The 13,776-nt window shown below is 65.1% G+C and carries 15 protein-coding genes; 9 read left to right on the forward strand and 6 right to left on the reverse strand.

Annotated features, from left to right (window positions below):
- Nucleotides 1-9 precede the first annotated feature (9 nt).
- Nucleotides 10-828: an enoyl-CoA hydratase gene (locus tag BLQ74_RS00550; protein WP_090259744.1), complete on the reverse strand. Its 819-nt coding sequence runs from the start codon at nt 826-828 to the stop codon at nt 10-12.
- Nucleotides 829-965: 137 nt separating this feature from the next.
- Nucleotides 966-2,129: an isobutyryl-CoA dehydrogenase gene (locus tag BLQ74_RS00555; protein WP_090259746.1), complete on the reverse strand. Its 1,164-nt coding sequence runs from the start codon at nt 2,127-2,129 to the stop codon at nt 966-968.
- A 138-nt stretch (nt 2,130-2,267) separates the two neighbouring features.
- Here BLQ74_RS00555 and BLQ74_RS00560 point away from each other — a divergent pair, with 138 nt between their 5' ends.
- On the forward strand, nt 2,268-3,149 hold the full coding sequence (locus BLQ74_RS00560; RefSeq protein WP_090259748.1) for an AraC family transcriptional regulator: 882 nt from the start codon (nt 2,268-2,270) through the stop codon (nt 3,147-3,149).
- Nucleotides 3,150-3,156: 7 nt separating this feature from the next.
- Here BLQ74_RS00560 and BLQ74_RS00565 read toward each other — a convergent pair whose 3' ends face one another.
- Complete coding sequence (locus BLQ74_RS00565; RefSeq protein ID WP_090261133.1) at nt 3,157-4,017, reverse strand: HDOD domain-containing protein; 861 nt, start codon at nt 4,015-4,017, stop codon at nt 3,157-3,159.
- Between the two features lie 79 nt (nt 4,018-4,096).
- Between BLQ74_RS00565 and ung the strand changes: the two genes are divergently transcribed.
- Nucleotides 4,097-4,792, forward strand: coding sequence for a uracil-DNA glycosylase (ung, locus tag BLQ74_RS00570; protein WP_090259749.1), 696 nt, complete (start codon nt 4,097-4,099; stop codon nt 4,790-4,792).
- 150 nt (nt 4,793-4,942) lie between these two features.
- Here ung and BLQ74_RS00575 read toward each other — a convergent pair whose 3' ends face one another.
- Nucleotides 4,943-5,779: an HDOD domain-containing protein gene (locus tag BLQ74_RS00575; RefSeq protein ID WP_090259751.1), complete on the reverse strand. Its 837-nt coding sequence runs from the start codon at nt 5,777-5,779 to the stop codon at nt 4,943-4,945.
- Between the two features lie 56 nt (nt 5,780-5,835).
- The gene (ygfZ, locus tag BLQ74_RS00580; protein WP_090259753.1) at nt 5,836-6,780 is read right to left on the reverse strand and encodes a CAF17-like 4Fe-4S cluster assembly/insertion protein YgfZ; all 945 of its coding nucleotides are present in this window, start codon (nt 6,778-6,780) and stop codon (nt 5,836-5,838) included.
- A gap of 165 nt (nt 6,781-6,945) precedes the next feature.
- Here ygfZ and BLQ74_RS00585 point away from each other — a divergent pair, with 165 nt between their 5' ends.
- Both BLQ74_RS00585 and BLQ74_RS00590 read left to right on the forward strand, forming a co-directional pair.
- Nucleotides 6,946-7,200 (forward strand): FAD assembly factor SdhE, encoded by a 255-nt coding sequence (locus BLQ74_RS00585; protein WP_074978862.1) that lies wholly within the window; start codon nt 6,946-6,948, stop codon nt 7,198-7,200.
- A complete protein-coding gene (locus tag BLQ74_RS00590; protein ID WP_090259755.1) occupies nt 7,184-7,636 on the forward strand; it encodes a protein YgfX in 453 nt (150 codons plus the stop codon). The genes BLQ74_RS00585 and BLQ74_RS00590 overlap by 17 nt, the downstream gene beginning before the upstream one ends.
- Here BLQ74_RS00590 and nadB read toward each other — a convergent pair.
- Nucleotides 7,605-9,221: an L-aspartate oxidase gene (gene nadB, locus BLQ74_RS00595; protein ID WP_090259757.1), complete on the reverse strand. Its 1,617-nt coding sequence runs from the start codon at nt 9,219-9,221 to the stop codon at nt 7,605-7,607. The genes BLQ74_RS00590 and nadB overlap by 32 nt on opposite strands.
- Nucleotides 9,222-9,612: 391 nt before the next feature.
- Here nadB and rpoE point away from each other — a divergent pair, with 391 nt between their 5' ends.
- Genes rpoE through BLQ74_RS00620 form a run of 5 tightly spaced genes read left to right on the forward strand, consistent with a single transcriptional unit; the run spans nt 9,613 to nt 13,698 of the window.
- On the forward strand, nt 9,613-10,197 hold the full coding sequence (rpoE, locus tag BLQ74_RS00600) for an RNA polymerase sigma factor RpoE/AlgU (RefSeq protein ID WP_090259759.1): 585 nt from the start codon (nt 9,613-9,615) through the stop codon (nt 10,195-10,197).
- Between the two features lie 30 nt (nt 10,198-10,227).
- Complete coding sequence (locus BLQ74_RS00605; RefSeq protein ID WP_090259761.1) at nt 10,228-10,815, forward strand: sigma-E factor negative regulatory protein; 588 nt, start codon at nt 10,228-10,230, stop codon at nt 10,813-10,815.
- Between the two features lie 20 nt (nt 10,816-10,835).
- Nucleotides 10,836-11,786 (forward strand): MucB/RseB C-terminal domain-containing protein, encoded by a 951-nt coding sequence (locus BLQ74_RS00610; protein WP_090259763.1) that lies wholly within the window; start codon nt 10,836-10,838, stop codon nt 11,784-11,786.
- The gene (locus BLQ74_RS00615) at nt 11,783-12,286 is read left to right on the forward strand and encodes a SoxR reducing system RseC family protein (protein ID WP_090259766.1); all 504 of its coding nucleotides are present in this window, start codon (nt 11,783-11,785) and stop codon (nt 12,284-12,286) included. Before BLQ74_RS00610 ends, BLQ74_RS00615 begins: the two co-directional genes overlap by 4 nt.
- Nucleotides 12,274-13,698, forward strand: a complete 1,425-nt coding sequence (locus BLQ74_RS00620) for a DegQ family serine endoprotease (protein WP_090259767.1) — start codon at nt 12,274-12,276, stop codon at nt 13,696-13,698. Before BLQ74_RS00615 ends, BLQ74_RS00620 begins: the two co-directional genes overlap by 13 nt.
- Nucleotides 13,699-13,776: the final 78 nt, after the last annotated feature.

Below are 13,776 nucleotides of genomic sequence, written 5' to 3' on the forward strand. Positions count from 1 at the left end.
GGGCCGTCCTTATTTGTTGCGCCAGTTCGGCTCGCGTTTCTCCAGGAAGGCGTTGACGCCCTCGCGGGTGTCGTCGGCGTCGAACAGATCGACGAAGCGCTCGCGCTCCTCCGGCAGCCAGGTGTTCGGCCCGCGCTGGCGCGCGCCCTGGATCAGCGGCTTGATGGTGCGCACCGCCACCGGACTTTGCCGCGCTACCTTGGCCGCCAGCAGCAGGGCGCTGCCACGCGCTTCGCCGCTGTCCACCACCTGCTCGACCAGGCCGATGCGCAGGGCGGTCTCGGCGTCGACCCGCTCGCCGCAGAGGATCATGCGCTTGGCCCAGCCTTCGCCGACCAGCCAGGCCAGCGCCTGGGTGCCGCCGGCGCAGGGCAGCAGGCCCACCGCGGCTTCCGGCAGGGCCATCTGCGCGTGGCGCTCGGCGATGCGGATGTCGCAGGCCAGGGCGCATTCCAGGCCGCCACCCATGGCGTAGCCGTTGATCGCGGCGATGGACACGCCACGGAAGTCGCGCAGCGCCTCGAAGGCTTCGCCGAAGCGCCGGGCCATTTCGCGGGCACGGGCCTTGTCGCCGTCGGCGAACATGTTCAGGTCGGCGCCGGCGGAGAAGAACTTCGGTCCCTGTCCGCTGATCACCAGGGCGTAGATGTCGTCGTCGCGGTTGAGGTGTTCGATGAGCTGGCGCAGGCCGATCAGCGAGTCGCGGTCCCAGGTGTTGGCCGGCGGGTGGTTGATGGTGATGAGCGCGGTGTGCCCGTGCTTCTCCACGGTGAGCTTGTGGGTCAGGTCGAAGTGGCCGGGCTTGTAGGGTTCGACGGCGTTGCTCATGGGTGTCTCCTTGTCGGTTGCCGCCGCGTGGCGGCCGGCGGTATCTGCGGGACTCTAGGCAGGCGCGGGGCGCGGGTCTATGTCCGAAGTGTCCAGTTTGCCCCCGTCGCGGCGGGCGCTTTTGCCATTCGCCTGATTCAGAGCAGGCGGTCGAGCATGCCGCCCTGGTCGAGCAGGCGGCGGGCGATGATCACGCGCATGATTTCGTTGGTGCCTTCGAGAATCTGGTGCACGCGGGCGTCGCGCACCCAGCGCTCCAGCGGGTAGTCGTTGAGGTAGCCGTAGCCACCGTGCAGTTGCAGCGCCTCGTTGCACAGGGCGAAGCAGCGGTCGGTGGCGAAGCGCTTGGCCATGGCGCAGTAGAGGGTCGCCTCGCCATCCTGGTGATCCAGCTTGTGCGCCGCCAGCCGGACCATCTGGCGGCTGGCGGTGAGGTCGGTGAGCATGTCGGCGAGCTTGAACTGCAAGGCCTGGAACTCGGCCAGGGCCTTGCCGAACTGCTTGCGTTCCTCGACGTAGCGCAGCGACTGTTCCAGCGCCGCCTGGGCCGCGCCGAGGGAGCAACTGGCGATGTTCAGGCGGCCGCCGTCGAGGCCCTTCATGGCGTAGACGAAGCCCTGGCCCTCCGGGCCGATGCGGTTGCCCGCCGGGATGCGCACGCCCTCGAAGGTGATGGTGCGGGTCGGCTGTGCCTTCCAGCCCATCTTGTCTTCGTTGCGGCCGTAGCGCACGCCCTCGGCGTTGGCCGGCACCAGGAAGCAGGAGATGCCCTTGGCGCCATCCTCGCCGGTGCGCGCCATGACGATCAGCACGTCGGTCGAGCCGGCGCCGGAGATGAAGGTCTTGGCGCCGTCCAGCACGTATTCCTCGCCGTCGCGGCGGGCGCGGGTGCGCAGGTGCGCGGCGTCGGAACCGGCGTCCGGCTCGGTGAGGCAGTAGGAGGCGAGCAGTTCGCCGCCGATCAGGCCGGGCAGCCACTGCTCCTTGAGCGCGGCGTCGCCGAAGCTGGCGAGCATCCAACTGGCCATGTTGTGGATGGTGATGTAGGCGGTGGTGGCCACGCAGCCGGCGGCCAGTTGCTCGAAGATCAGCGAGGCGGACAGCCGCGACAGGCCGAGGCCGCCATCGTCCTCGCCGATGTACAGGCCCAGGTAGCCCTGTTCGGCGGCGCGGCGGATCACCGTTACCGGGAAGTGATGCTCGCGGTCCCAGTCCGCCGCGTGTGGCGCCAGTTCGCGGCTGGCGAAGGCCCGGGCGCTATCCACCAGCAGGCGCTGTTCTTCGCTGAGTTCGAAATCCATGGGGCTTCCTCGTTGTTCTTGTGGGCTGGAGCGTGCCTGGGGTTATAGCGCGGAAGGGACCGACCTGTGGATTGACGATCTTGCTCGATGGATGGACGATCTTGGCATTCACTGACTGTAGCCCAAGGCCGCTTTCCCATGTCCGGCAGCCCACTTATCTCCGCCTGGCCGTTGCCCCAGCAGGGCATCCGCTTCATCACCCCGCCGCGCCTGCGCCGCGCCCTGGCTCGGCACCCTCTGGGCCAGGCCTGCTATCCGTTGGCCCTGGGCTATTACCCGGCGGCGGCCGGGCATCGCATGCAGCGCCAGACGCCGGACGATCACCTGCTGATCTATTGCAGCGCCGGGGAGGGCTGGCTGGAGAACGCGGATGGACGATTCGATATCCAGGCCGGCGACCTGCTGGTGCTGCCCAAGGGACGCGCCCACGCCTATGGCGCCGCCGCCGAGCGGCCCTGGTCGATCTTCTGGGTACACCTGGATGGCAGCCTGGCCGAGGAGTTCCTGCGCCCACTGGGCAAGTCGCCGCGCTTGCGTATCGGCGTGCAGCCACGCCTGCGTGGTGAGTTCGACGCGCTGCTGGCGCTGCGCCGCCAGGGCCTCAGCCTGCCGCACTTCATCCATGCCGCGCACCTGCTGCAGAGCCTGCTCACCTCGCTGGCCCTGCGTCCGGTGCGGGCGCGCCTGAAGTCCGGCGGGGTGCTGGATATCGACGCGGTGCAGGCGCTGATGCGCGAGCACCTGGATACGAGCCTGAACCTCGATGAGTTGGCCGCGCAGTTCCACCTGTCGCGCTTCCATTTCGCCAAGACCTACCGCGCGCTGACCGGGCAGGCGCCGATCCAGGATTTCATCCGCCTGAAGATGACCCATGCCTGCCGCCTGCTCGACCAGGGCAACCTGGACGTGCGCCAGGTCGCCGAGCAGCTCGGGTATGCCGATGCGTATTACTTCTCGCGCTTGTTCAAGCGCGTGGTCGGCATGGCGCCCAGTCATTACCGGGCCTTGCACCAGGGCTGACGGCGCCTCAGCGGCCACCGAGCAGGCGCTGCCACAACGCCGCTTCCTCGGTCAGCAACGCGCGCAGCGCGTCGGCCGGCTGGCGCAGCATCGGGCAGACAGCGCTCAGCCGGTCGAAGGCCGGCAGGCGCTGCAGGGACTCGGCGGCCAGCTGTGGATCGCGCAGGTGGTGGGCGACCTGCACCAGGTCGGCGAGATCGGCCGCGCCATCGTGCTGGCGCGCCCAGTGGGTGCGCTGGCGGGCGCATTCGATCATCACCGTGGGCAGTTTCCAGACGGTCATGATGACCACGCCGATGTCGCCGGACAGCCATTCGCAGAGCTGTTGCAGCGCCTCTGGTTCGCGCGGGTAATGCGGCCAGCGCTCCAGTTCGGCGAGCAGCGGCAGGCTGCCGACATCCTGCAACAGGCCGCCGAGCATGGCGTCGTCGACGTCGGCCACCTGGCTGTGCTGGGCCAGGATGGCGCTGAAGGCGGCGCGCTCCAGCGCGGCTTTCCAGCGTGCGCGGAAGAGCCGTTGCAGCGCCGGTTCCTTGCCGATATAGAGGTTGCGCACGCCGAAGCTGAACACCAGGTTGCCCAGCCGGCGCGTGCCGAGGCGCGCCAGCACGTCGCGCAGCGAAGCGCAGGGCCGGCTGCCGCGCAGCAGCGGGCTATCGGCGAACTGCATCAGGTAGGCGGCCAGCGGCGGGTCGGCATTGATCACGCGCGCCAATTGCTCCAGCGAGCTGCGTGGATCGCTCAGCAAGCGACGGATACGCAGTTGCGCCTCGGGCATTTGCGGAATCTTCGCCTCGCCTTTCAGAAAGCGGTTGTACAGGGCGAAGCGCAGCGCCTCAGCCGCCAGGGGCTTGCTGGAAGGTTCCATGGAGTCCATTGCAAAGGCCGGATTGACAAGGGGCACGGGCTTTTCTAGGGTGCGCCGGGCATGTTCCATCAGGTGTCCCATGAGCGCGAGCGACGATCGTATCAAACTGGAGGAAAGCTGGAAGGCTGCCCTTCGCGAAGAGTTCGACAAACCCTATATGCAGGAACTCAGCGAATTCCTGCGTAGCGAGAAGGCCGCCGGCAAGGTGATCTTTCCGCCGGGGCCGTTGATCTTCAATGCGCTGAACTCCACGCCGCTGGACAAGGTCAAGGTGGTCATCATCGGTCAGGACCCCTACCACGGTCCGGGCCAGGCCCATGGCCTGTGCTTCTCGGTACAGCCGGGCGTGCCGACGCCGCCGTCGCTGCAGAACATCTATAAGGAGCTGCAGCGCGATCTGAACATCCCGATTCCCGACCACGGCTACCTGCAGCACTGGGCGGAGCAGGGCGTGTTGCTGCTCAACACCTCGCTGACGGTCGAGCAGGCGCGCGCCGGTTCGCACGCCAATGCCGGCTGGCAGCGTTTCACCGACCGCGTCATCGAAGTGATCAACGAGCGCTGCGACGGCCTGGTGTTCCTGCTCTGGGGCTCGCACGCGCAGAGCAAGCAGAAGCTGATCGACCCGCACAAGCACCTGATCCTCAAGTCGGCGCATCCGTCGCCGCTGTCGGCCTACCGCGGCTTCCTCGGCAACGGCCACTTCAGCCGCACCAACAAGTTCCTCGAACAGCACGGCAAGGCGCCGATCGACTGGGCGCTGCCGGCGCTTTGAAGGGTCGTTCAGCGCCGCCCGCCAGTCTGGCCTGATCGTGCGGCTTCCCTAGGGCGGAGCCGCAGCCGTCCGGGCAAAAAAAGACCCGCGCGAGGCGGGTCATGTCCGTCGCCACGGCAGCCCGTGGCGTTCGTGTTCGTCCGGCGCCGCTTACTGCAGCATGCTCATGGCCGCTTCCATGGCGGCGGAGAGGTCTTCGTCGGCCTTGAGGTCGGCGTGCGGGTCCAGACCGAGCTTGGCGAACGCGGGAATCTTGCTCCAGTCCAGCTCGGTGTAGGGGTGCTGGGTGCCGAGAAGGCTCTGCAGGGTGGCTACCTGGACGATGTCCACGTAGTCGACCCGGACCGAATCGCGATTGAAGTCCAGATGCTGGCCGGGTACCGCGGCGATGGGCGCGGGGAACTCCCAGGTCTTGAGGATGCGGTCGCCGATCAGCGGATGGATGCGCTCGATCACATGGTTGAGGCTGATGGAGTCGGCGAGCAGCTCGCTGTGTTCCTCGGCGTAGGTGAGGATCGGCAGCACACCGATCTGGTGCACCAGTCCGGCCAGGGTCGCCTGGTCCGGCATCAGCCGAGTGTAGTGGCGGCAGAGCGCATGGCAGATGCCGGCGATCTCGGTGCTCTTGTTCCACACCTCGCGCATCTTGCGATCGACCACGTCGGAGGTGGCCTGGAACATCTGCTCCATGGCCAGGCCGGTGGCCAGGTTGCTGGTGTAATTGATGCCGAGGCGGCCGATGGCCATCTGCAGGTCGGTGATTTCCTTGTTGGTGCGCAGCAACGGGCTGTTCACCACCTTGATGATGCGCGCGGTGAGGGCGGCATCGTTGCCGATCACCCGGCTCAGGTCCTGGATGCTGACATCCGGGTCTTCCGCCGCCTCGCGGACCCGCAGCGCCACTTCCGGCAGGGTCGGCAGCACCAGCTCGTCGTTATCGATGGCCCGCAGCAGTTCCTGTTGTACTTTTTCGGCAAGCTTGCTCATGGCTGTTCCTTGGTGGGGCCGGGCTCCCCGCCCGGCAGGCAATTCGATTGAGCGGATCAGCGCTGGATTTCGCGGTCGCTGTCCAGCACGTAAGGCAAGTCGAGCAGGCGCAGCGCCGGACCCTCTTCGGCCTGCCCCAGGCGGATGCGCCCGTCGGCGACGGCGTCGTCCTGCAGCACGGCGAGCAACTCGATGGCATCGCCGGCGCGGGCGGCCAGCACCACTTCACCGACACTGCTGCCGTGCACCGGCGAGAACAGCTCGCTGCCCGGTGCGGGCAACTCGCCGGCATCCAGCGCCAGGCGGTACAGGCGGCGCTTGAGGCGGCCGAGGTACTGCATGCGCGCGACGATCTCCTGGCCGGTGTAACAGCCTTTCTTGAAACTGACGCCGCCCACGGCCTGCAGGTTGATCATCTGCGGGATGAACAGCTCGCGGGTGGCGCCGAAGACCTGGCCGACGCCTGCGCGGATCTGAGCCAGCAGCCAATCGTTGAGGCTGCCTTCGCCGAGACTGGCGGCCAAGCGCTCGCGTACCTCGCTGGCCCGCGCGGCGGGCACCCAGAGTTCGGCGCGATCCTCTCCCAGGCGCACCGCGAGCAACTGGCCGGCGCGCGCCACGCCATCGACCTGGGCCGGCAGGCGCATGTCCAGGCTGGCGAGGACGGCTTCGCCGCCGACCAGGCCGAAGCGCGCCCAGGTGGCACTGTCGTCGCTCAGGCTGGCCTTCGAGAAGACCGCGTATTTCTTCAGGTCCGCCAGTTGCGCTTCAAGCAGCTCGCTGGCCATGGCGAGCAGGTAGCCGTCGCCTTCGGCGAGTATGCGGAAACTCGACGTCATGCGTCCCTTGGGCGTGCAACGCGCGCCCAGGCTGGCGGTTTCGGCATCGAGGTAATTGAGATTGCAGGTCAGCTGGCCTTGCAGGAACTTGGCGGCGTCCACGCCTCGGACGGCGAGGACCCCTTCGTGGGTCAGGGCGGTGTAGAACGCGGAGTCGGCCATTGCGGATCGCTGGAAGAAAGTTAGGGTCGCCATCATAGAGCCGGGGCCTGCGCTTGTCAGCGGGTGCCGGCGGGCGGGGGCATGCGTATAATGCGGCTGCTTTCACGGATACCGGACAGGCGCCGGTCCGTGGAACTTCCGATGTAGCGCCGAGGACCCCCGCAGATGACCGATGAAACCGAACTGAAACGACTCTTCTGGCACAGCCGCCGCGGCATGCTGGAGCTGGACGTGCTGCTGGTGCCCTTCGTGCAGGAGGTCTATCCAGGCCTGGATGCCGAGAACCAGGCACGCTTCCGCAAGCTGCTGGAATGCGAAGACCAGGACATGTTCGGCTGGTTCATGCAGCGGGGCGAGCCGGAAGACGCCGACCTGCGCCACATCGTGCGCATGATCCTGGACCGTGTCCAACCGAAGTGATGCCTTCGAATGCCGCTGGCGCCCCTCGGGGCAATTGCTGGCGGCCTATCTCGTCGCGCTGATCCTGGCCGTTGCGGCGCTCTGCCTGGCGGCCATCGAAGCGCTATGGCAGGGCCTGGGATTGCTCCTCTGCCTGGGGCACGGGCTATGGGTCTTGCCGCGGCACATCCTGTTGCGCAGTCCGCACGCCTATGGCGCCTTGCGTCACGATGCCGGCGGCTGGCAGTTGTGGAGTGCGGCGCATGGCTGGCAGGCAGTGCAACTGCGTCCTGACAGCCTGGCGCTGCCCGCATTGATCGTTCTGCGTTTCCGCCTGCCCGGCAGCCGCTGGAGCCGGGGGCTGTGCCTGCCCGCCGACAGCCTGACGGCGGAAGCGCACCGGCGCTTGCGCCTGCGGCTGCGCTTCAGTCGTGATAGGTGGGCGGCGCCAGGATAGTGTCGCGCGCTTCCGGCAATTGCTCGGGATAGTCCAGCGTGTAGTGCAGGCCGCGGCTTTCGTGGCGAAGCATGGCCGAACCGATGATCAACTCGGCAACCAGGGCAAGGTTGCGCAGCTCGATCAGGTCGCGGCTCACCCGGTAGTTACTGTAGAACTCGTCGATCTCGCTGAGCAGCAGGCGTACGCGGTGCTGGGCGCGCTGCAGGCGCTTGTTGGTGCGCACGATGCCGACGTAGTCCCACATGAAGCGCCGCAGCTCATCCCAGTTGTGCGCGATGATCACGTCTTCGTCGGAGTCGGTGACCTGGCTGGCGTCCCAGCTGGGCAGGGCGCTCGGCTGCGGGGTTCGCTCTAGCCGCGCTTCTATGTCGGCAGCCGCCGAGCGGGCGTAGACGAAACACTCCAGCAATGAGTTGCTGGCCATGCGGTTGGCGCCATGCAGGCCGGTGAAACTGGTTTCGCCTATGGCATAGAGATGCGGCACGTCGGTGTGGCCGTGCTGGTCCACCAGCACGCCGCCGCAGGTGTAGTGTGCAGCCGGGACCACCGGGATGGGCTCGCGGGTGATGTCGATGCCGAAGCCCAGGCAGCGCTCGTAGACCGTGGGGAAGTGTTCCTTGATGAACTCCGCCGGCTTGTGGCTGATGTCCAGGTACACGCAATCGGCGCCCAGGCGCTTCATTTCATGGTCGATGGCGCGGGCCACGACGTCGCGCGGGGCCAGTTCCGCGCGCGGATCGAAGCGATGCATGAAGCGCTCGCCGTTGGGCAGGCGCAGGAACGCGCCCTCGCCACGCAGCGCTTCGGTGATCAGGAAACTCTTGGCCTGCGGGTGATACAGGCAGGTCGGGTGGAACTGATTGAACTCCAGGTTGCCCACCCGGCAACCGGCGCGCCAGGCCATGGCGATGCCATCGCCGGAGTTGCCATCCGGGTTGCTGGTATACAGGTAGACCTTGCTGGCGCCGCCGGAGGCGAGCACGGTGAAGCGGGCGGCGAAGGTGTCCACCTCGCCGCTGTCGCGGTTCAGTACGTAGGCGCCGAGGCAGCGCTGGCCGGAAATCCCCAGCTTGCGCTCGGTGATCAGGTCGACCGCCACGCGCTGCGGCAGCAATTCGATATTCGGGCGCTGCCGGGCTTTCTCCAGCAGGGTATTGAAGATGGCCGCGCCGGTGGCATCGGCGGCATGGATGATGCGTCTGTGGCTGTGGCCGCCTTCACGGGTCAGGTGGAACTCGAAGCCACCATCCTCGCGTCCCGGCTCACTGTCGCGGGTGAAGGGCACGCCCTGGTCGATCAGCCACTGGATGGCTTCGCGGCTGTGCTCGACGGTGAAGCGCACCGCATCTTCACGGCACAGGCCGGCGCCTGCAACCAATGTGTCTTCGACGTGGGACTCGACGGTATCGGTGTCATCGAGTACGGCGGCGACCCCACCTTGGGCCCAGAAGGTGGAACCCTGGGACAGCTCGCCTTTGCTCAGGACCGCGATGCGCAGGTGTTGCGGCAACGTCAAGGCCAGGCTGAGGCCCGCGGCCCCGCTGCCGATCACTAGTACATCGTGCTGAAAGTGCTCGCTCATGCCCTGATTCCAGATGGTGGCGGCCTAGTATATAGAAGGGGGGAGCGGCACAATAGCGGCCCAATGCCGGGCCCGGCTGTGGATATTCGTCGGTGCCTGGATTCGCGCGTGTAGAGCGCGGAACTATCTCAGTGTTTCCGGTTCTAACGGTGAATGTCTGAAGCCTTTTTCTGTAGGTTCAAAATGCGCAGAGAAGGCGCCGATTATTTACCCGTTACAGTCGAATCAAATGGGCCGTTGACTCAGTCTTCGGCCCGATTGCCGCGAGGCGGTAAAAAAACTGTGCGGCGTATGCGTGGAGGGGAGAACTTTTGCAAAACACCCGAGTCTATCTTGGCAGAGCGATTCACCAGGGTGCTCGAGGCTCCTCCAGGCACGTAGAGGAGCATGCATGCTAACCCAGGAACAGGATCAGCAACTGGTTGAACGGGTACAGCGCGGCGACAAGCGGGCTTTCGATCTACTGGTACTGAAGTACCAACACAAGATTCTAGGTTTGATCGTGCGCTTCGTGCACGACGCTCAGGAAGCCCAGGACGTTGCTCAGGAGGCCTTCATCAAGGCTTATCGGGCCTTGGGCAACTTCCGCGGAGACAGTGCCTTTTATACGTGGTTGTATCGGATTGCCATCAATACCGCGAAGAACCATCTGGTTGCCCGCGGTCGGCGGCCTCCGGACAGTGATGTGACAGCCGAGGATGCGGAGTTTTTCGAGGGCGACCATGCCCTGAAGGACATCGAGTCTCCGGAGCGGGCGATGTTGCGGGATGAGATCGAGGAAACAGTCCATCGCACCATCCAGCAATTGCCCGAGGACTTGCGCACGGCCCTGACCCTGCGCGAATTCGAGGGATTGAGCTACGAGGATATCGCCACCGTGATGCAATGCCCGGTGGGAACTGTCCGCTCACGGATTTTCCGTGCGCGGGAGGCAATAGACAAAGCTTTGCAGCCTTTGCTGCATGAAGAGTCCTGATACGGCGGCAACAGCCAAGAGAGGTACGCCATGAGTCGTGAAGCCCTGCAGGAGTCGCTGTCCGCTGTGATGGATAACGAAGCGGACGAACTCGAACTGCGCCGCGTGCTCGCAGCCTGCGGCGAAGATGCAGAATTGCGTGCCACTTGGTCGCGCTATCAACTGGCGCGTTCGGTCATGCACCGTGAGCCCGTCATGCCCAAGCTGGACATCGCTGCGGCGGTATCGGCAGCCCTGGCCGAAGAGGCAGCGCCCGCTCAGCCGGTGCGTAAGCCGTGGCGCAATCTGGGGCGTCTGGCCGTTGCCGCGTCCGTGACGCTGGCCGTACTGGCTGGTGTTCGGCTATACCATCAGAACGACAGCGTTGCGCCCAGCCTGGCTCAGCAAGGCGCCACCCCGCAGCTGACCCTGCCGCAGGTACAGGGCCCGGCGGTGCTGGCAGGCTACAACCAGAGCGAGGATGCACCGCAGGTCATTACCGGTGGTTCGGGTAGCCCAACCACGTGGCATGAACAGCGTCTTCCGGGGTACCTCCGCCAGCATGCCCAGCAGTCGGCTGTGAGTGGTACCGACAGCGCCCTGCCATACGCGCGCGCCGCTAGCCTGGAAAGTCGCTGATAGCCGATGTAAGGAGCGACATGCGCGCTACAGTCCTGTTGTTGTTCCTTGGCGGTCTGCTGGCGATGCCGGTCCAGGCCGCCGATGCTTTGGTCTGGGTCAAGCGTCTTTCCGACGTTGAGCAGCGACAGAGTTTCCAGGGCACTTTCGTTTACGAGCGCAATGGCGTTTTTTCCACCCATGAGATTTGGCATCGGGCAGATCCGGGTGGGGCAGTGCGCGAACGACTGTTACAACTGGACGGGCCCCGCCAGGAAGTGTCGCGGATCGACGGTGTCACCCAGTGCATCGCGGGCGGTATGGCTGGCCAGTTGGGTGGCGGGCCTCTGTGGCCGGCGCGTAAGTTCAATGCCGCCGATCTCGCATCCTGGTATGACCTCCGCATGTTGGGAGAGTCACGTATCGCTGGGCGTGATGCGATGGTGATTGCCCTGGTCCCGCGAGATCAGTACCGCTATGGTTTTGAATTGCATATCGACCAGCAGACCGGCTTGCCGCTCAAATCGTTGCTGCTCAATGAAAAGGGACAGATTCTCGAACGTCTGCAGTTCACCCGGGTGAGTATCGACACCCCGGATGATGCAGCGTTGCAGCCTTCGGCCGACTGCCAGGCGATTCGCGCATCCAAGCCGGAAGTGTCGGCGAAAGTGCCATGGCATTCGGAGTGGGTTCCGCCCGGCTTTACGCTTGATGGTGTTTCCATGCAGCGCAGCCCGGTGTCCGAGGATCAGGTCGCTAGCTTCGATTATGGTGATGGCCTGGCCCGTTTCTCGATCTTCGTCGAGCCGCTGCACGGCGCCAAGGTTGACGATGCCAGAACTCAACTGGGTCCGACCGCGGTAGTGGCCAAGCGACTGAATACCGATGATGGCGGCATGATGGTCACCGTAGTCGGCGAGATACCCAGTGGCACCGCCGAACGAATCGCCATGTCGGTGCGCCCTCAAGCCCAGGGTGCTGCCGCGCAGTGATCGAGGAGCAGGGGTGTGTGGTCGGTGTTGAACCTGGAGCTGTCTGGGTCGAAACGCTGCGCCAAGGCACCTGTTCCGCGTGTGCGCTGAATGCCGGATGTGGTCAGGGGATCTTGCAGCGTCTGGGGAGTGGCTCCGGATGCCGTCGGGTGCGTGCGCTGAGTGAGTTGCAGTTGAGGGTGGGCGATCGCGTGGTTTTCGGCGTGCGCGAAGAACTCTTGCTGAAGAGTGCCCTGCTGTTCTATCTGTTTCCGTTGTTCGGCCTGTTTTTCGTCGCCCTGCTTGCGCAGTTCTGCGGACTGGCCGAGCCTTGGTTGGTTGTGGCCGGCCTTGCGGGATTCCTCGCTGCCTGGCTGCTGGTGCGGCGCCATTCGCGGCGCCATTCGAATGATCCGGCGTTGCAACCTGTCGTGCTGCGTGCGCTGGTCATGGGGGGGCGAGAGGCCCGTCTAAGTCAACTTCCCTTTGAACACGGGAGCAGTAGTCCATGCAAACCCTGAAACGCAGTATGGCTGCGTTGGTCGCTCTGTTGGCCTTGAGCCTGTCAGTCGTTGCCCGCGCCGATTTGCCGGATTTCACCACGTTGGTGGAGAAGGCTTCGCCAGCGGTGGTGAATATCAGCACTACCCAAAAACTGCCCGAGCAGGTCGCCAGTGGGCAGATGCCCGACCTGGAAGGGTTGCCGCCGATGTTCCGTGACTTCATCGAGCGCAGCATGCCGCGTGGGCAGGGTGGACAGCGGACTCCCCGTGGCGCTCCGCGCGAGGCCCAGTCCCTGGGGTCGGGCTTCATCATCTCCGATGATGGTTACATCCTGACCAATAACCACGTAGTGGCGGATGCTGATGAGATTCTCGTGCGTCTGTCCGATCGCAGCGAGCACAAGGCCAAGTTGGTTGGGGCGGACCCGCGCAGCGATGTGGCCCTGCTGAAAATCGACGCGAAGAGCCTGCCGACCCTTAAGCTTGGCGATTCCGACAAGCTCAAGGTGGGTGAGTGGGTGCTGGCCATCGGTTCTCCTTTCGGTTTCGACCACTCGGTGACCGCCGGTATCGTCAGCGCCAAGGGGCGTAGCCTGCCGAACGAGAACTATGTGCCTTTCATTCAAACCGACGTAGCGATCAACCCGGGCAACTCCGGTGGTCCCTTGCTCAACCTGCAGGGGGAAGTGGTCGGTATCAACTCGCAGATCTTCACCCGTTCCGGTGGCTTCATGGGCCTTTCCTTCGCCATTCCAATCGATGTGGCGATGAATGTCGCCGATCAGTTGAAAAAAGGTGGCAAGGTCAGTCGCGGCTGGTTGGGCGTGGTGATTCAGGAGGTCAGCAAGGATCTCGCCGAATCCCTCGGTCTGGACAAGCCGGCCGGCGCGCTGGTCGCGCAACTGGTGCAGGATGGTCCGGCAGCCAAGGGTGGTCTGCAGGTTGGCGACGTGATCCTCAGTCTCAATGGTCAGACCATCAACGAATCGGCAGATCTGCCGCATCTGGTGGGCGGCATGAAGCCGGGTGACAAAGCCTCCCTGGACGTGTTCCGTGAGGGCTCGCGCAAGACCCTGAACATGACCATCGGTAACCTGCCGGATCAGGATGAAGAGGTCGCCGCGGTCGAAGGCCAGGGTGCCGAGCGCAGCAGCAATCGCCTGGGTGTGACCGTTGCCGACCTGACCGCCGAGCAGCTCAAGCAGATGGATATCAAGGGCGGCGTAGTGATTCGCGACGTTCAGGATGGTCCGGCAGCGATGATCGGTCTGCGTCCCGGGGATGTCATCACCCACCTGAACAATCGCCAGGTGGACTCTGCCAAGGTGTTCGCCGATATCGCCAAGGGCTTGCCGAAGGATCGTTCGGTGTCCATGCGCGTCTTGCGTCAGGGGCGTGCCAGCTTCATCACTTTCAAGCTGGGTGAATAATCCTGAAAGGTGAAAAGGGCGGCTCTGGCCGCCCTTTTTCATGTCCGCCGAGCTGCCGCGTGCGTGACGTGATGTGGC

It is taken from the genome of Pseudomonas panipatensis, assembly GCF_900099785.1.
In the GTDB taxonomy this organism is placed as follows: domain Bacteria; phylum Pseudomonadota; class Gammaproteobacteria; order Pseudomonadales; family Pseudomonadaceae; genus Pseudomonas; species Pseudomonas panipatensis.